Below are 17,685 nucleotides of genomic sequence, written 5' to 3' on the forward strand. Positions count from 1 at the left end.
GACAAAGGGAAGCGGGCTTATCAGAGGGTCGTTATCACGCTATCGAGGCGATCCATGGGTACCGGGCGAGAGAGGAAATAGCCTTGCGCCGCCGCGGCGGGAGAGTTTTGCACGTCACGCCACTCTTCCAGGGTTTCCACGCCTTCAACAATCACGCCCTGGCAATAGCGGTTCATCAGCTGTAATAACAGCGTAAACAGATTCCGCCCTTCCGGGGTCTGGCGCAGCATAATAAACAGATCGCGAGCCACTTTAATGTAGTCATAACGCACTTCACTCAGGGCGGAGAAGTTCGCCATGCCGGTGCCAAAATCATCCAGCCATAGCGGGCCAAATTCGCACATCGACGCAAACGAGGAGTCCTGCGGCAGGCGGACATGCTCCACCAGCTCAAAGCGCATCCACGGCAGGGTGGCGATCAGCTCCTGCAATTTCGCATTCTGACGCAGCGCCAGCAGAGTCGGGCCATCAACGTTGACCGAAGCGAGGATATCGTGCTGTTCGAAAAAGGTCTGCTTCGTCGCCAGCATACGGAGCTGCTCTTCCAGCACATCCAGACGCTGGCGAACGGCCACTTCGGCAAAGTAGCGATCCGGTGCAATACGCTGAGTAGGGTTTGAGGGGTGCGTCACCACGGTCAATATTTCAATGGCCATCAGTCGGCCATCCGTTCGGTAGATCGGCTGATAGGTGTACGCGCGCTCACATTGCAGCCAGTAGCGATGCTCCTGCAAGTTCTCAATACTTGCCTCAGGCGTAGTGCTCAGCCGCTGGATAACCTGCTCTGACTTCATTTCAGATGTCCTGTTGTTGGGATGGCCTTTCTGGACTCGTCACAGGATTATCGGCGCGGCAATTGAGAACTTTATGTTCAATTAACCCGGAAAATGAAATTAAGATGACAGCAATGAGCAGGAACACGCGCTGGCTCAAATAAAATAATGGAACGTTGTTTTAATATAGTTGACCTGTTAATTCACCCAGCGCACACTAGCGAAAATTACTCTGTTCAGGTTCACGACTATGTCTAAAAAAATTGCCGTGATTGGCGAATGCATGATTGAGCTGTCCCAAAAAGGCGCGGACGTCAGCCGCGGATTTGGTGGCGATACGTTAAACACCTCCGTTTATATTGCCCGTCAGGTTGCGCCTGAGGCGCTCACCGTGAACTACGTTACCGCCCTGGGGACGGACAGCTTCAGCCAGCAGATGCTTGAGGCCTGGCAGAGTGAACATATTGATACCTCACTGATCCAGCGTATGGAAAACCGCCTGCCGGGTTTGTATTACATTGAGACCGATGAGACCGGCGAGCGTACGTTCTACTACTGGCGTAACGAAGCCGCGGCGAAATACTGGCTGGAGAGCGACGACGCCGCCGCCATTTGCGAAACGCTGGCGACGTTTGACTACCTCTACCTGAGCGGGATTAGCCTGGCTATTCTGAGTCCGTCCAGCCGCGAAAAACTGCTGTCGTTGCTGCGCGAATGCCGCGCCAACGGCGGGAAGGTGATTTTCGATAACAACTACCGTCCACGCCTGTGGGCCAGCCGCGAAGAGACGCAGCAGGTCTATCAGCAGATGTTGCAATGCACCGACATCGCCTTCCTGACCCTCGACGATGAAGACGCCCTGTGGGGAGAAAAACCGGTTGAGGACGTGATTGCGCGCACGCAGGCGGCTGGCGTGAAAGAAGTGGTGATTAAGCGCGGCGCGGAGTCGTGTCTGGTGGCGATTACGGGGGAAGCGGTGGTTGACGTCCCGGCGGTGAAGCTTGCCAGAGAGAACGTGATTGATACCACGGCGGCGGGTGATTCATTCAGCGCGGGGTATCTGGCGGTGCGTCTGACGGGCGGCACGCCGGAAGCGGCAGCACAGCGTGGGCACCTGACGGCCAGCACTGTTATTCAGTATCGCGGGGCGATTATTCCGCGTGAGGCGATGCCTGTTTAAGTCAGGTGCGGGCTGTTGCCCTCACCCTAACCCTCTCCCACAGGGAGAGGGAATATTTAAGCATTACTGCCCCTGCGGAATATCCGTCGCATCCGGGTGTAAATCATCCGCCGTCGCGGCCTGCGCTGGCTGCGGCGCGGTAGCCATAATGGAATCCCAGGTTGTCTGCAGTTCCTTCATGTCATATTCCGGCTCGCCTTTCGGTTGCAGGAGGATCAACGCCATATCCTGCGACAGCTGCTGACGGAGGTCCTGATTGAGCATCTCGACGGTCAGACCGTTCAGGAAGTCCTGACGAAGCTTCTGGTACTGTTCCGGCGCAATGTCCACCACCTGGTTCTGCAGAGAGCGAATACGCTGGCTGATCAGAATGTCGGTATCGGCGCGAGCGTAAGTCGCAAACAGCTTCTGCAGCTCCAGCTTTTTCTGCGCCACGAGAGCATTGAACTCCTCTTCAGGAAGCCCCTCTTTACGCACTTTTGCCAGCTCTTTCGCGACCACACCCAGATTTGCATTCAGCTTATCGCCCGGTGATTCAACGTTAATGGCGCATTGCGCACGCTGGAACAGCACGCGGCAGTCAAAGCCAAGACCGATATTCTTCACGTTGTTCTTACTGAGCGTCTGCTGAACATGCCAGAACAACGCTTCACGGGCCAGATCGGCACGCCAGTAGCGCAACAGCGCCGCGGACTCACGGATTGGCTGCCAGGCGTTATCCCACATCACGGAGAGTCTGTCCTGACGCACGGTGTCCGTCATGATGCTGACAGGCTCTGCACGCAGCGGAGAGAGGGTCGGCACCGGGGCCGGTGATTCACGCTTGCCTTTCAAATCGCCAAACGCTTTGTTGATCTGCTCAACCACTGCGCGGCTGTCCACGTTACCCACCACGATCAGCGTCATCGCGTCCGGGGTGTACCATTTCTGGTAGAAGGATTTAACCTGTTCGACGTCTACCGGCTGTTTCAGCGGTTCAGCCGGATCGTGCCCCAGTAATGCGGAACCCTTCAGGCGGTAACGCCACCAGCCCTCTTTGGTATCACCAGGCCAGGTCGCCACCATGTCGCTGTTGCTCAACGCATAGTTGACGGTGTCCGGCGTAATCGCCAGATTGCCAGAGGCATCGGAGAGATAAGTGAGGGCTTCTTTAAGCAGATCGTTACGGTTATTAGGCAGGCTCAGGTTAAACATGGTGTAGTCATACGAGACAACAGCCGGTGGGAGTGGGCGTTTCGGATCGATGGCCTGTTGCCAAAGCGAACGCACCTGAACAGCCTGCAAGCTGCCGCTCTGAGTGAGCGCCAGCCGGGGAATAAAATGGCTAAAACCGGTTTGCTGAGTGCTTTCCGTAAGGGAACCGGTATTAATAGACAGACGGATTTCAATACGATCGCTGGGACGCTGCGGCGTGGCTAACACCTGCCACTGAAAACCGTTCGCTAATGTTCCTTGTTGCCAGGCCGGGTCTGGCTGGAGCGCATCTGCCTGCACATAACTGGCTGCTGCCATCATCAGCAAACCGCCGGTTAAGAGTCGAATTTTTGTGCCCTGCATGTGAACCCCTGATCAACATTCCTGGTTAAAAAAGAGTGCCTCGCGACGCGCCTCACTCTTAAAGATGACGATGAAAACACGTCGATTAGACCGCGCATTCGGCAAAACGTCACGGTCAGAAGTGAAATATACCCAAAAAAATCTTGTCGAATTATGACAGGTACGAACAGTTATTATGCGCAGGAGCCCGCATCCCGACAAGGGAATACGGGCATTTGTGACAAGATTAAGAGGATAAACCCGGATTTTTGCTGTCCGATGAACGATTGTTCAGGGTATCGTCGAGCTTTTTGTGATCCAGCTCTTTGACCCATTTCGCCACTACCACCGTAGCCACGCCGTTACCCACCAGGTTGGTCAGGGCACGCGCCTCTGACATGAAGCGGTCAATCCCGAGAATTAACGCCAGACCCGCCACCGGCAGGTGCCCTACCGCGGAAATCGTCGCCGCCAGCACGATAAAGCCACTGCCCGTCACGCCTGCCGCCCCTTTAGAAGAGAGCAGGAGCACCACCAGCAGGGTGATCTGATGGACAATATCCATATGGCTGTTGGTCGCCTGGGCGATAAACACCGCCGCCATCGTCAGGTAGATCGAGGTGCCATCCAGGTTGAAAGAGTAACCCGTCGGGATCACCAGCCCCACCACCGATTTACGGCATCCCAGTTTTTCCATCTTATCGAGCATACGCGGCAGCGCCGATTCTGAAGAGGAGGTCCCCAGAACAATCAGCAGCTCTTCGCGGATGTAACGGATAAATTTGAAGATGTTGAAACCTGTCGCACGGGCGATGGAGCCCAGGACCACCACCACGAAAAGGATACAGGTGATATAGAAACAGATAATCAGCTGCCCCAGCTGCACCAGCGTACCGACGCCGTATTTACCGATGGTGAAGGCCATCGCACCGAAGGCCCCAATCGGCGCCAGGCGCATGATCATATTGATGATGCCGAAAATCACCTGCGAGAAACTTTCAATGACGTTAAAGATGAGCTGGCCTTTGCTGCCCAGACGGTGGAGGGCAAAACCAAACAGCACGGCGAAGAGCAGAACCTGCAGGATATTACCGCTGGCAAACGCGCCAATTACGCTGCCAGGAATGACGTCCAGCAGGAAGGCGACCACACCCTGATCCTTCGCCTGCTCGGCGTAAACCGCGACGGCTTTCGCATCCAGCGTCGACGGGTCGACGTTCATACCCGCGCCTGGCTGCACCACGTTGACGATGATCAGACCAATAATCAGCGCCAGCGTACTGACCACTTCAAAATAGAGCAGCGCTACGGCACCGGTTCGGCCAACCGCCTTCATGCTTTCCATGCCCGCGATGCCCGTCACGACCGTACAGAAGATCACCGGGGCGATGACCATTTTGATGAGCTTAACGAACGCGTCGCCAAGCGGTTTCATTTGTGCGCCCAGTTCAGGGTAATAGTGACCCAGCAGAATACCGATGGCGATGGCTGTCAGGACCTGGAAATAAAGACTTTTGAAGAGTGAGGTTTTCATAAGGTGTCCTTGGGAAGAAAAACCACAGGTTTTGTAAGGTTATGGTTAACCTGCGGCTTTAAAATAACACCCACATAACAGGACAGAAATAAACTCAGTTCAAATTTGAAACACAAATGTTAAGAACTTTGAGCTGGCTCGCACAAGCCAGCAACAAAATTACACTTTTGCGTGATGGCCAGCGCCAGAAAGGTAACGTTCTTCAAAGACATCCGCGGGAACCGCTGGGGCAAAAAGGAAGCCCTGTCCACTCTCCACGCCCGCCTCAGCCAGCCAGCTGCGTTGCGCTTCGGTTTCAATCCCCTCCGCAATAAGATGCAAGTTGAGGCTGCGCGCCATATGGATAATCGCCTGCACCATACTGCTGTCGCCCGGCAGACCGTCGACAAACGCTTTGTCAATTTTCAGCACATCCACCGGCAGGGTTTTCATGTGCTGAAGCTGACGCAGCCCGGCGTAACCCATGCCAAAATCATCCAGCGCAATGCGAATGCCGGCATGACGCAGCGGCTTCAGAATGGCGACGGCTTCATTGGGGTCGTCTATATGCCGACTCTCTGTCACTTCCAGGGTCAGGGTATTCGGTTTGATGCGGTAACGGTGGATAAGCTCCAGCATCTCTGAAACCATGGTCGGGTGCTTCAGCTGCAGGGCGGACAAATTGACCGACAGCGGCAACGTCACGCCGCGCTCCTGCCAGGCGGCAAGCTGACGGCAGGTCTCTTCCAGCACCCAGTATCCGATAGTCACCATCAGACCGCAGGATTCAATGCGCTCAATCAGTCCTTCCGGTAACTCCCATGAGCCATCCGGCTGTTTCATCCGCAATAGCGCCTCAGCGCTTTTCACGTCTCCCGTGTGCAAATCCACCTGCGGCTGGAGCCAGAGGGCAAACTGGCGGTTATCCAGCGCGGTCAGAATATCGCTCTCTTCCGTCAGGCGCTGCTGCGCCTTTTCCATCTGCTCCGGGTCGAAGAACTGGATCTGATTTTTGCCTTTGCGACGGGCGGTGAACGCCGCCGAAAAGGCGCGGCGATAAAGCTGTTCCGCGGTCAGATCGCCATAGTACATCGCAATTCCGATGCTGGCGCTCGGACGAAGCTGGATACCCTGAATGGGGAGCCGCTCATTAATGACAGTGAGTACTTGCTGACCTAATGTGATCGCATGCCACGGCTCTTTCACCCCGTTTGCAATCACCACCAGGTCATACCCGCTCACCTGGGTCAGCACCATGCGTGGCGCAAGCACAGATTTCACCTTTTCCACCAGGGTGAGCAGCAGCATCTCGCGCTGGCTCTCCTTGAGCACGCCCGCCGTGTCCTGCAGGGTTTCACAGGCGATGACCATCAACGCCGTAGTCTGCTGGCGAGCGACGGTCTGCTCCAGCATTGCCATCAGAAACGCTTTATTGGGGAGCTCCGAGACCGGGAAGCGGGTGGCGCTACTGTTCAGCTCTTCCTGCTGACGCTGGATGCGCTGCTGGTTAAGGTTGTAGCTACGCACCAGCATGCCGATCTCATCGTCATGATGAAGGCGCGGCAGCTCAAGCTGATGGCCCATCTGGTCCTGTGGGGAAAGGGTGTTCAGCTCCCGGGCGATACGCCGCAGCGGATGCACGATCAGCCGGTTAATGCACCAGGTCAGCGCCACGCTGAGGATCAGTGTCATAAGTAAGCAAGTGGTCACTAACGTGACAAACCAGCTCATGACGAATTTATACATGCGGTACGAGTCCGCCTGCAGGACGAGATAGGCTAACGGCTGCGGGTTGGCAGGACGCTCAAGCGAGTAAATGGGGAGCGAGATTTGTACCGGCAGTTCAAACAGGCGCATCACCATCATCGGGACAGGACGCTCAGGGATAAAGCTCATCCGCAGCGCCTGGAACTGGTTAGGCAGCACCACGTCTGCGCGGCTGACTACGCCTGCAGGCTGGATGCGTTTTAAAATGGTTTCCGCTTCGGGAATATCACCTTTCAGGATCGAGGCTGAGAGCGGGCCGCGCACCGAGCGAGCAATACTTTCTAATTGCGAAGCCGTGTTATAGCGATTCTGCTGCACGGAATGAAACAGCAAAATTACGCAAAATAGCAGTACAAACAGCATTGTGACGGCAGACACCATCGCCATCTGTTTGATCGTTAAGGAACGGCTGACACGCAAAATGACTCTCCACAGAACTCGAAGCGCAGGGCGCACCAGGGTGTAAACCTGGCGCGCCTGAGTATACCCGATTGCTGCACTTTTAAGAGAGACTTACAAATGGATTAAGTAAAATCCGATTACCAGTCCGCGTAAGGAATGAGCGGCTGCGGCGGTAAGTCCATATCACCCTGCCAGCCTGCGGCAGAGTAGCGTACGTACAGCAGCGCATGGCTTGGGGTATAGTCTTTTGCTTCCTGAATATCCACGCCCAGGCCAACAAACCAGTTGGAGGTCACCCGACGTTCGATAATGGCCCGCGCGGTATAACCGGTGCCTGAAGAGCTGCTGCCGGTTTCCATCGCCCCCCGGTCGGTATAGCGGCCAGGTTCATCGGTTGGAATAAGACTCTGGTCCGGGTAGCGCAGCTCGTCATTGGTTTTGGAGTGCGACCAGGAGACAGATCCCCCCAGTTCCCAGGACCAGTTCTCCGTGCGTTTACGCCAGGTCACCGGCAGGGCGAAGGAGACATACTCCTGCGGGCTGTAATAACCGCCCTGACCCAGAGTATAGCCACTCAGATCTTTGTCGTAGTGCCACAGCATGTTAGAGACACCGACGGTAAGCCGCTCATTGTTTTTATTAATGAGCTTGTAGTAGTAACCGGTCATCCAGCGCACGCGCCAGTTATCCTCCACATTTTTACCCGTCAGCGTCTCCGCATTCAGGCTTGACCAGATGCCGTTCGCCTCGCCTTTGTCGTAGCTTATACTCACCCCACCGCCGGTGGCGCGCACGCCGCCCCAGGTGGTGCCGGTGTTGGTATCTTTTTGCCCGGCGAAGGCCAGCAGAGAGCTGGAGATCGGCCGACGATGGGCGTTAACGGTGTAGCCCACGGGACCCAGGTCGCTGCTGTAGCTTACCCCGCCGACCACATCGACCACCTCGAAGCCCATCGGCGTAGTACCGATATCCCACGCCCAGGTTTTGTTCTGCCAGCCGACGGCAACGCTCGCGCCATTGTCTGACTGATGCGTGTTGCCGCTACACGGCGTTTCGGCACAGGTCCCCCACTTGGGATCGTAGGTGCCGTTACGGGTAGCAAACGAACCGGCATCCATATTGACCAGATCGCTGCGGAAGAACATCCGTCCGTCCGAGAGCGGGGCATCAACCTGCAGCATGGTGGTATGCGCTTTCAGGTCGGAGTAGCCCCCCGTGCCGCTGGAGCCCCAGTAATCATGCTGCAGCGTGACGTTAAAATCCTGCTGACGGTACAAATCTCCGGCATCGCTACGCACGCCGCGCTTCAGCCAGTCATCTTTTTCATCGTTACGCGTCAGGCGCGTAAAGCTGTCATTATCCGCCGGACGGGTGGTGGTGATGCCAGAGGAGACCATGGCATCTTTATAGGTCTCCAGCGCCTGCTGAGGCTGGCCGTTTTGCGCCTGAAAACGTGCCGCATCACGCAGCACCAGCGCGTTTTCCATCGACGCTGGCTGTGATTTAGCCTGCGGAATGATTTTGTTGAAGGTCTGTTCTGCAGCTGCGGCGTCACCCAGACCCGCCTGCGCCATCGCGATCCGGCGCTGCATATTGAGCGACAGCGGCTGGCCATTTTGCGCAGCGGGCAGCTTCGCCAGCTCCGCGCGGGCGGCATCCTTGTTACCTTGCGCGCTGTAAATTTCGGTCAGACCGAGGATCGCGTCTTCGTTCTGCGGCTCACGCTGCAGGACGGCGTTGTAGGTCGTTTTTGCCGAGTCCAGATCGCCACGCTGCTGTGCCCAGTCCGCCAGCGTGAGGTCGATGCGGGTGGAGGCTGGTTGCTGGCGAAGAAGTTTTTCCGCCTCCTGCTCTTTGCCGCTGTCGCGCAGGCGGTTGGCGGTTTCCAGCACCTGATTGCTTTGCAAACGGTCGGCAAGCTCCTGAATATTGCCGTTCCACTGGCTGCGCGGCAGCGTGTCCAGATGCGCCAGCGCGGCCCGGTCCTGATCGTTTCCGGAAAGATAGAGCCCGTTGGCATAAACCTGATCCGGATCGGTGGGTTTCTGGCGGGCAAGCTGACGCATCAGGGTATCCGCCTGGCTGCGCTGGCCGGCGCTGTAGAGATCGCGGGACAAACGGTAGGTTATCCACACGTCGCCCGGAGAGAGCGCCAGACGACGGCGCTGAATGTCGGCAGCCTGAGCGTATTTCCCCTGGTTCTCCAGCTGTTCTGCCTCGGCGGAGAGCTGCTCGTTGGTCAGGCTGCGCTCAATGTCATCAATGCTGCGACGCTGGCTGGCGGAGAGAGACTGGATAAATTGCGACGCCTTCTCCGGCGACTGCGCGCGGTAGATATTGGCCAGCCCACGAACCGCATTGCTGTTGCCGCTGTCCATACGCAGCGCCTGGCGATAATAGCGCTCCGCTGCAGCGTTATCTTTACGCGCCGCCGCGGCATCTCCCAGCCCCAGCACCGCATAACTGTCGGTATTGTCGATATTGCGCGCCTGCTGATAGTAGCGTTCCGCCTGCGCCGGGTTATTCGCCTTCAGCGCCGCATCGCCCTGCTGGATCAGCAGCCAGTAACGGTTAACCTTCAACAGGCTGTCCCATTTGCCGCGGTTATCACTCTGCGGGTCGAGGGCGATCGCCTTTTCAAACTGGGCCACCGCGCGAGCGCGGTCGCCTTTCTGTGAGTATGCCTGGCCCAGCGCGCCGACGGCTTCACTGTCGGCATGGTTTGCGCTGACCGCCTTTTTCAGATCCGCCACCGCCTTCTCCCCCTGCCCGGCATCCACCGCCGCCAGGCCTTGTGCTTTCGCACGGAAAGTCGGATCGGCGAGCTGTTTCTGCTGCGCTTCAAGCTGTGAACGCGCTGCCGTTACGCTCTCGCCTTCACTGAACACGCTCAGGTATTTTTGCAGCGCAGTGACGCTGGCGTTGCTGACAGGCTGGTCTTTGATCTGCTCATACCACATATCCGACGCCTGGCTGCGCCCATTGGTGGAACGGGCCATCTCCTGCAGCACCGCAAAGCCTTCATCACGACGTCCGGTCTGGAACAGCAGTTGAGCCAGCGTGGACTGCAGCTGGGTATTACCCGGACTGCTGCTGTTAATTTTCTTCAGCTGGTTAATGGCCGCATTGCGGCGGGCGGGATCTTTCGCCACCACATTCCAGTACTCTGTCGCCACGTCGCCACCCGGTGGGTTGCCGTCGAACAGCTTGTCATAGGCGGCAATGGCCTCCTGCGTATGTCCCGTTGTGGCGAGTAATCGCGCCTGCTGTAACTGCTGGCGGCCATCCGGGGTGGACAGCAGCATGGTGTTGCGAGAGGACTGATACGCACTGGAACCCGGCGCGATCCCTTTCAGACGATCCAGCTCTTTTTGCGCACCGGCGTTATCGCCCTGACGCAGCAGGTAGCGAAAGCGTGCGGCAATCACGTCAGGGTTGTTTGGGTCGATTAGCTCAAGACGATAGAGCGACTGACGCACCAAATCCTCACGCTGTGTCGATTCGCCCAGCCGAACCTGCTCCAGCAGCTGTTGCTGCTGCGGGGAGTTGGCGGCCTGGGCCCACGGCATCAGCGCCAGGCCAAGCGATAAACTGAGTAGATTTACTGTGAACTTGCGCATTCCTGGCCCCAATCCGGTATTAATTCACCTTTAGCGGTGAAGCGAAAACGATGCTGATCCCATCCTTGTCCAAAGAGAGTCAGTACATAGCTGTAATAGGCGTTGTTATCGGGAAAATGGTCTGCCACGCGCTGGCGTTGAACCGCCTGGGCATCACGCTGTTGTAAAAAAGGCAGCATGGCGGCGGAGAACCCCACCGGGCCATTTCCCGTCGGTTTTCCACTCGCGACATCCACTTTCTCCGGCGGGAGACCCTGTCTGGTCGTCATGGCCGCCATTGGCTGGAAGCGCGTCAGCAGCCGGGCTTTCTGAGGATCTTTATCACTCATCATCCCTACCCAGAGATAAACGCGGATGGCATCGTAGCCACCCACCAGCGATTTATCCTGCTGCAGGCGCCAGCCTCTGTTTTTCCGATACTGCACCCAGTCCGGCGCAAACCCTTTCGGCGCACTCTCCATCAGCAGGCGCAGATTGGTTTCACGAAGCTGGGTCCACGGCGCACCAAAGCGCGTGAAGTAACGCGCGAGCTGCGGAGGAAGATAGCTGGGGTTAAAGCGCCAGGCGTGTTCATCGGCAAAACCGACTTTTCCCGGGAGCAGCATTGCGCCGAGCCCCGGTACCTTCACCACTTCCTCGCTGGCAATCCGTTTAAGCAGTGCCTTACCCGTGCGGGTATAGTCCGGCTGTTTCCACAGCCGACCCGCTTCGAGCAGTGACCAGGCGATCCAGACATCGGCGTCGGAGGCGGAATTGTTATCAATCACCGCCCAGCTCGCCTTGTCTTTCTGACCCCATAGCCAGGCCGGCAAACGATCGTCGAGATTGCCGCTGGCAAGATTATCGCGCGTCCATCTCAGCAGCTGGTCAAACGCGTTGCGATCGTTCGCCGCCAGGGCAAAGAACAGGGCGTAGCTTTGCCCTTCCGAAGTCGTAATTTTGCGCGTGTCACTGGGATCAATGACACGCCCACCCTCGCTGATGTAATCCTTTTTAAACTGCTCCCAGGCAGGCCAGGTACAGGCGGCGCGAAGAGGGAGCGCCGCCAGCATCAACGCGGCGAATGCACACCAGCGAACGGCGTTCATCACATCTTACTCATCCGGGTTCAGACGACGACGACTGATGATGCGCAGCAGACGCCACAGCACCCAGGCCAGCAAGACCACACTGACCGCCGCCAGGATAGCCAGCAGAACCGGATGGTTAGACAGCGCATACCACAGGCGTTCGAACCACGGCAGATGGCCGACGTAGTACACATCACCAACACGCAGGCTATTCACGCCCGACTCACGGATGACGGAGACGGAACCGAACATTGCAGCACGTTTACCGCTGTCGTTCATGGCCGTATTGAGCAGTTCATACCCGCGCGGGCTGTCTGCCAGCAGAGCCACCACGCTACGCTGGTCATTGTAAGGTGACTGGAAGCCCACCACCGCGGCCATTGCCCCCTGAGACGTTACTGTCGTCTGCGCGCTGGCCTGACGGTCGTTAACATCCGGCATAATGCTCGGGAATTCGGTCTGTCGCAGCGGCGTGTTGACCCAGGACTGGGCTGCTTTCACCAGCAGATCGATGCGTTTGTCATCCTTCAGCTTGTCCGGAATGGTACCGATCACCATGATATCCGCGTCTTTGTTCTGAATCTGGCTACCATCATCCGTCAACGTAACGTTAATCGCCGGCAATCCTGTCTGACCACCTACGGTTGCCATGGTGTCCAGCAGGGTAGTCACCTGCCCTTCGTTTGGCGTTTTTGGCATCACAACAATCGATTCAGAGAGATCGGCCATGCGGCTGAACGGGAAGCCTGCATTGGCAAAGGCGCGCAGATCCGGCATCGCCAGAAAGTGGTAGTACTTCGAGAAGTCGATGGTCGACTCATCGCCAATCACCACGTGGTTCTGAACCGGCTGGAAGGTAATGCAGTTTTCCACCGAGCCGCCAGGCATCGGGTTCATGTACTGGAAATCAAAGCGCAGCTGGTTGATCGCGCCAAGCTTCAGCGCCGGGATCGAGACATCCGTTTTACCGTCCAGCAGCCCCTGCAACACCGGCAGGCGAAGCATCAGGCGGTTGGTATCCTGCGTGCTTTGCAGGCTGAACGACTGCAGGAACTGGTTGTTCAGGCTGATATCCATGCGCGAGCTGTCTTTGGTGGCTGGCGCGGTATAACGGTAGTTGAGGTTGATATCAATGCCGTTGGTACGCAGCAGGTACAGATCCGGCGGCAAATTCAGTGACAGGCTGATCGGCGCAGGCTCAAGCCCCGTCGCCTGCAGCTGTTCTTCATAGGTTTTCAGCTCGCCAAAGGTGACCGCACGGTCGGTACGCACCCAGTTTGGCGCATCATAAGGTTTACGCGCCAGCAGCGGCTTGACCTCATCCACCACCACGCTGTTGCCACGGAACAGGATGTTGCCCTGGGCAATCGCTTTTGCTGCCTGAACCAGATCTTTATCGTCACGACCAAAGACCACCAGCAGCTTCACGTACGGATTGTCCGGGTGGCTCATCATCTCCACGGTCGGCGCTTTAACGTCCGGGTGATCGCGCAGGAAGGCCGGACGTTTCGCGTTGGTCGCAAAGACAATCGCATTTCGGTCCGGCAGTTTGTCATACATCGCCGGGAAGCTCTGGCCACGCCAGCCCGCACGGGAACCAAACCAGGACGCCACAATGGTGGCCGCCAGCTGTTCCGTGACGTCCGGAGACGCCGCAAACACCACCGGCAGGGTGAGCGGACGGTTATCCCGAGGATCAAAGAACGGAACCGGGAAAGCCGAGAGATCGTTTTTCAGCGCCAGCGACTGGTAGGTCATCTGCAGCGAGGAGTTACGCCCGACGTCCATCCACAGCGTGTTGCTGGCAGGGTTTTCGCAGACATCGCGGTAGTGACCGACAAACTCCAGGCGGATACGGTTAAAGTCGGTGATGAACAGTGGGTTGATTGGCACCTGAGCCTGCGTTTTCTTACCCAGTTGCTCTTTCGTGACCGGCAGAACGTCCATCAGCTCATCATTCAGGTAGACCTTCAGCTGAGACTGCGTCGGCAACAGTGATGGCGACGGCGTATATTCAAGATTCAGCACCGCATTAGAAACGACCTCGTCGCTGCGCATGCCAAATTCAATGCCGCCGTTCGGGTTGATACCGCGCAGCACCATGCTGCCCGGAGGCGGCGCAATCTGTGCGAAGGTGAGCTTCACGTCCCGTGACGGGGCATTCTCCGCGACGACAGGGGCATTCGCTCCGCGGACGCCCGGCATCACCTGTCCGACGACCTGGCTGCCTGCCGGCAGGGTGTTCCCCTCCGTTGGCTGGTTCGGAATGATGTTTTCTGTCTGGCCGGGTGCCGCAGTGACAACCGGATCGGTTGCCTGCGCGACGACAGGCACCGTTGGCGCAGGCGTTGCCGCTGCGTTATCAGGAGCTGCGTTAGCCATTGTTGCGGGGAGGGTACTCATCCCCATTGCCACTGCACATAACCAGGAAAGTTTTGTTTTCATCGCGTTATCATCATTGTTGAGCCATAACCGGGTCCGCCTGCTTCGCCTCATCCCGCCCAGGACGACGAGGAATGAACGACACGACCCAGGAAACCAGCGAAGTAAGTGACCGGAAAATTAATTTCACCGACGACGGGGCAAATTCTGCAAGGTGACGATAGCCACGGAACCCCAGCTTCAGAATATCCAGCAGGCTTTCCAGAGGTTTATCTTCCGGGAAGCTGTCCTGCCAGAGAGCCCACGTATCCGCGCGGGCAAACGTACACTGCACAAAATCAATATGTTGCTTTTTGGTCAACGGCATCAGCTGCAGACCCACTTCATCGCCCGTCACACGAACGACCTGTGTCGGGAAGACATACTCCTGCTGGCCGCGTTTAAGCAGCAGGTTAACTTTTTGCCCTTCCAGCACCTTGGCCTGGCCGTTGATTTTGATCCCCAGACCACCGTCAGAGAAGTCGTGCACGGTACAGGAGAAAAGATGTCCATCTTCACGGGCAATGGCCGCCGGCATGCAGATTTCCACGCGATGCGCACGGCGAACCTGTTTGCTCTCCACAGACACCGCCACCGCGCCACCGAGGATAATCAGGTTGTAGAAGACCCAGGCCATACTCACGAATACCGTCAGGATCTCGTTTTCCGGGCCATAGAAGTAACGCCAGATACCGGCGATGACGCCCACAATATTCAGCAGTACCAGGAAGATATACGGACGGGAGATCACCCAGTCGACGTACTCCTCTTCCACCAGACCGCCCTTCGCGGTGACGTTGAATTTACCTTTATGCGGGTTAATCAGCGCCACCATCGTCGGCGGTGCGATGTACCAGGCCAGCACCGTTTCGTAAATTTCACTCCAGAAGGAGTGGCGGTATTTACCCTGAATCTTCGAGTTCGTCAGGCTCGCGTGGATCATGTGCGGCAGAACAAACAGCGCAATCATCAGCGCGGGAGCGTAGATGATATAAGCGTGAAGAAGCAGGAACGCCAGCGGCGCGGTCAGGAAGATCAGCCGCGGGATACCGGATAAGAAGTGGAACATGGCGTTGACGTAGCAAAGACGTTGCGCCAGCTTGAGGCCTTTTCCTATCAGCGGGTTATCAAGACGGAATATCTGCACCATGCCGCGGGCCCAGCGAATACGCTGACCGATGTGCGCCGACAGTGACTCCGTTGCCAGACCGGCAGCCTGAGGAATGCGCATATAGGCAGAGGTATAGCCGCGACGGTGCAGACGCAGAGAAGTGTGAGCATCTTCGGTGACCGTTTCCACGGCAATGCCACCAATTTCATCCAGCGGTTTACGGCGGATAACAGCGCAGGAGCCGCAGAAGAAGGTGGCATCCCACATGTCGTTACCGTCCTGCACCAGACCATAGAACAGCGTGCCTTCGTTCGGGGTTTTACGGAAGCGACCCAGGTTACGTTCAAACGGATCCGGCGAGAAGAAGTGGTGCGGCGTCTGCATCATCGCCAGCTCTTTCTCTTTCAGGAACCAGCCCATGGTCATCTGCAGGAACGAGCGCGTCGGCACGTGGTCGCAGTCAAAGATCGAGACAAACTCCCCAGTGGCATACTTCAGCGCGTTGTTGATGTTCCCGGCTTTAGCGTGCTCGTGAGTCGGCCGGGCGATGTACTCGACGCCCACCTCCTCGGCGAACTGACGAAACGCCGGGCGGTTGCCGTCGTCGAGGATCCAGACTTTGAGCTTATCTTTCGGCCAGTCGATGCCCAGCGCGGCATAAATGGTGTTTTTTACCACGCTCAGATCTTCGTTATAGGTCGGGACGAAGAGATCAACGGCCGGCCACTGCGTGGTGTCTTTTGGCAGCGGAACCGGCTGGCGGTTGAGCGGCCAAATCACCTGGAAATAGCCCAGCACGAGCACAATCCAGGCGTAGGTTTCGGCAAACAGCAGCACCAGGCCGCACACCAGACTGACCGGATCGTCCCAGTTAAGGGTTGAGGTATAACGCCACCATATGTAGCGACAGGAGACGGTCAACGACAACACAATCAGCATCAACGCCGAGAAGCGACCAGGAATACGGCGAACCAGCAGCGCCACGCCCCACAGCAGGATCAGGAAGGTGAACTGCGCCAGCGGGTTAAAGGGCTGCGTAATACAGACCAGTGCCAGAATGAGCGAGAACACGACGATGACGCCGAGAATAAAACGCCGCAAGCCCGGGTGGAGATGCCCGAGCTCTTTATGGTTATCCAGATGGCTGGTCTTATCGGTCACGCTGTTGGGCAGTCTGTCCAGCCACTGGTGGTAGCGTTCGCGTAGCTGTTGCACGCGGGAGAAGCTGCGCCAGTGCGGCGTTATTTTCTCGTTGCGGGATGATGTGACCGCCAGCCAGAGCGCCTGAATGAGGTAACGCGCCGGGTCCAGTGGCCGCGGGCGGTTGGGATTGATGTGGGGATAGAGCTCACTGTGTCGTGCGCGGATGCGCTGCCAGCGAGGGTGTTCGAGCGGAATGAACGTCCAGGCCAGGATCATCCAGAAACAGCCGAGCGCGGCGCTGAATGCCGAAGCACCATGCCGGCGAAAATGCCGGTAGTTTTCGCTCAAACGCGAACTGACCGGTGGGATGAGTAACCAGCTGGCGAGTCGACTCATACAGAACTCCCTGCAGGCTCCGCCCCTTTGGCGAAGTTCAGCAGACACCAGTTAGCCAGCGTCAGGATCTCTTCTGCCGCCAGCGAATCGCTGCGGTACTCGCCGAGCGGTTGCTTGGACGCAAGGCATTCAGCCATTCCTTCATCACGATGGATGACAATAGGAAGCAGACGACGCTGGCTTTGCAGCCATACCTGATACAGATCGTCCTGGATCTGGCTGCCAATGCGTAAATCGTTAATCAGGATATGCGCATTCTGAGGTAAACCCTGCTGATGCAAGCGGATGTGGCAATTCGCATCGACATTGACGATGGAGAGGACGTGATCGCACTGTGCGATAAGCTGTCGGGTCAGTGTGCCGGCGCCGTGCGGCAGATCCAGCAGGATCCACCGGTAATGCCCCTTTTCTTTCAGACTTTGCAGCGCCAGCGTGAACTGTGAAAACAGGCGCTGATAGGCGGCTTCATTCTCGCGTTCCGTGGTGGTGAGTTGACCAAACGGCAGCAAATCGAGCTGGGAGGTATAGCGCATACCGGCATCCCGCCAGTCTTTATCATCAAGCAGCGCCCGGGCCCAGCCCTCTTCGCGAGTAAAGTCGACGTTAAACGACATACGCAGCAAATTATCGGCGCAGGCGTCAATAACCAGCACCGATTCACCTAAAAGCTGTAATGACCACGCCAGCGCCGCGGTAACAGATGTGGTACCCACACCGCCACGGACACCCTGTAATCCGAGTATGGCCATCAAT

Annotated in this window: 10 protein-coding genes; 1 reads left to right on the forward strand and 9 read right to left on the reverse strand. The window is 57.2% G+C overall.

Annotated features, from left to right (window positions below; genetic code table 11):
- Nucleotides 1–20 precede the first annotated feature (20 nt).
- Nucleotides 21–794: a cyclic-guanylate-specific phosphodiesterase gene (gene pdeH, locus SP99_RS21295; RefSeq protein ID WP_025759444.1), complete on the reverse strand. Its 774-nt coding sequence runs from the start codon at nt 792–794 to the stop codon at nt 21–23.
- A gap of 229 nt (nt 795–1,023) precedes the next feature.
- Between pdeH and SP99_RS21300 the strand changes: the two genes are divergently transcribed.
- Nucleotides 1,024–1,953, forward strand: coding sequence for a 2-dehydro-3-deoxygluconokinase (locus SP99_RS21300; protein WP_047959666.1), 930 nt, complete (start codon nt 1,024–1,026; stop codon nt 1,951–1,953).
- Nucleotides 1,954–2,016: 63 nt separating this feature from the next.
- On the opposite strand, the gene SP99_RS21305 is transcribed toward SP99_RS21300, so the two are convergent.
- The 8 genes from SP99_RS21305 to bcsQ form a co-directional block, all read right to left on the reverse strand.
- Nucleotides 2,017–3,510, reverse strand: coding sequence for a M16 family metallopeptidase (locus tag SP99_RS21305; RefSeq protein ID WP_045286577.1), 1,494 nt, complete (start codon nt 3,508–3,510; stop codon nt 2,017–2,019).
- 226 nt (nt 3,511–3,736) lie between these two features.
- Complete coding sequence (locus SP99_RS21310) at nt 3,737–5,023, reverse strand: dicarboxylate/amino acid:cation symporter (RefSeq protein ID WP_025759448.1); 1,287 nt, start codon at nt 5,021–5,023, stop codon at nt 3,737–3,739.
- A gap of 159 nt (nt 5,024–5,182) precedes the next feature.
- Nucleotides 5,183–7,189: a biofilm formation regulator HmsP gene (hmsP, locus tag SP99_RS21315; RefSeq protein ID WP_047959667.1), complete on the reverse strand. Its 2,007-nt coding sequence runs from the start codon at nt 7,187–7,189 to the stop codon at nt 5,183–5,185.
- A gap of 119 nt (nt 7,190–7,308) precedes the next feature.
- A complete protein-coding gene (gene bcsC / locus SP99_RS21320; protein WP_047959668.1) occupies nt 7,309–10,791 on the reverse strand; it encodes a cellulose synthase complex outer membrane protein BcsC in 3,483 nt (1,160 codons plus the stop codon).
- Nucleotides 10,773–11,879 (reverse strand): cellulose synthase complex periplasmic endoglucanase BcsZ, encoded by a 1,107-nt coding sequence (gene bcsZ, locus SP99_RS21325; protein WP_047959669.1) that lies wholly within the window; start codon nt 11,877–11,879, stop codon nt 10,773–10,775. Before bcsZ ends, bcsC begins: the two co-directional genes overlap by 19 nt.
- 6 nt (nt 11,880–11,885) lie before the next feature.
- Nucleotides 11,886–14,306 (reverse strand): cellulose biosynthesis cyclic di-GMP-binding regulatory protein BcsB, encoded by a 2,421-nt coding sequence (gene bcsB / locus SP99_RS21330; protein WP_047959670.1) that lies wholly within the window; start codon nt 14,304–14,306, stop codon nt 11,886–11,888.
- Nucleotides 14,307–14,316: 10 nt separating this feature from the next.
- Nucleotides 14,317–16,932: a UDP-forming cellulose synthase catalytic subunit gene (gene bcsA, locus SP99_RS21335; protein WP_047959671.1), complete on the reverse strand. Its 2,616-nt coding sequence runs from the start codon at nt 16,930–16,932 to the stop codon at nt 14,317–14,319.
- Nucleotides 16,929–17,681, reverse strand: a complete 753-nt coding sequence (bcsQ, locus tag SP99_RS21340) for a cellulose biosynthesis protein BcsQ (protein WP_025759454.1) — start codon at nt 17,679–17,681, stop codon at nt 16,929–16,931. Before bcsQ ends, bcsA begins: the two co-directional genes overlap by 4 nt.
- Between the last annotated feature and the right edge of the window lie 4 nt (nt 17,682–17,685).

Origin of the sequence: Enterobacter sp. BIDMC92, assembly GCF_001030225.1 — a bacterium.
GTDB classification, from domain to species: domain Bacteria; phylum Pseudomonadota; class Gammaproteobacteria; order Enterobacterales; family Enterobacteriaceae; genus Enterobacter; species Enterobacter sichuanensis.

Excerpts from the sequence above, each read along its gene's own strand:
- pdeH (WP_025759444.1), bottom strand. The coding sequence starts at position 794 with ATGAAGTCAGAGCAGGTTATCCAGCGGCTGAGCACTACGCCTGAGGCA.
- SP99_RS21300 (WP_047959666.1), top strand. The coding sequence starts at position 1,024 with ATGTCTAAAAAAATTGCCGTGATTGGCGAATGCATGATTGAGCTGTCC.
- SP99_RS21305 (WP_045286577.1), bottom strand. The coding sequence starts at position 3,510 with ATGCAGGGCACAAAAATTCGACTCTTAACCGGCGGTTTGCTGATGATG.
- SP99_RS21310 (WP_025759448.1), bottom strand. The coding sequence starts at position 5,023 with ATGAAAACCTCACTCTTCAAAAGTCTTTATTTCCAGGTCCTGACAGCC.
- bcsC (WP_047959668.1), bottom strand. The coding sequence starts at position 10,791 with ATGCGCAAGTTCACAGTAAATCTACTCAGTTTATCGCTTGGCCTGGCG.
- bcsZ (WP_047959669.1), bottom strand. The coding sequence starts at position 11,879 with ATGAACGCCGTTCGCTGGTGTGCATTCGCCGCGTTGATGCTGGCGGCG.
- bcsB (WP_047959670.1), bottom strand. The coding sequence starts at position 14,306 with ATGAAAACAAAACTTTCCTGGTTATGTGCAGTGGCAATGGGGATGAGT.
- bcsA (WP_047959671.1), bottom strand. The coding sequence starts at position 16,932 with ATGAGTCGACTCGCCAGCTGGTTACTCATCCCACCGGTCAGTTCGCGT.
- bcsQ (WP_025759454.1), bottom strand. The coding sequence starts at position 17,681 with ATGGCCATACTCGGATTACAGGGTGTCCGTGGCGGTGTGGGTACCACA.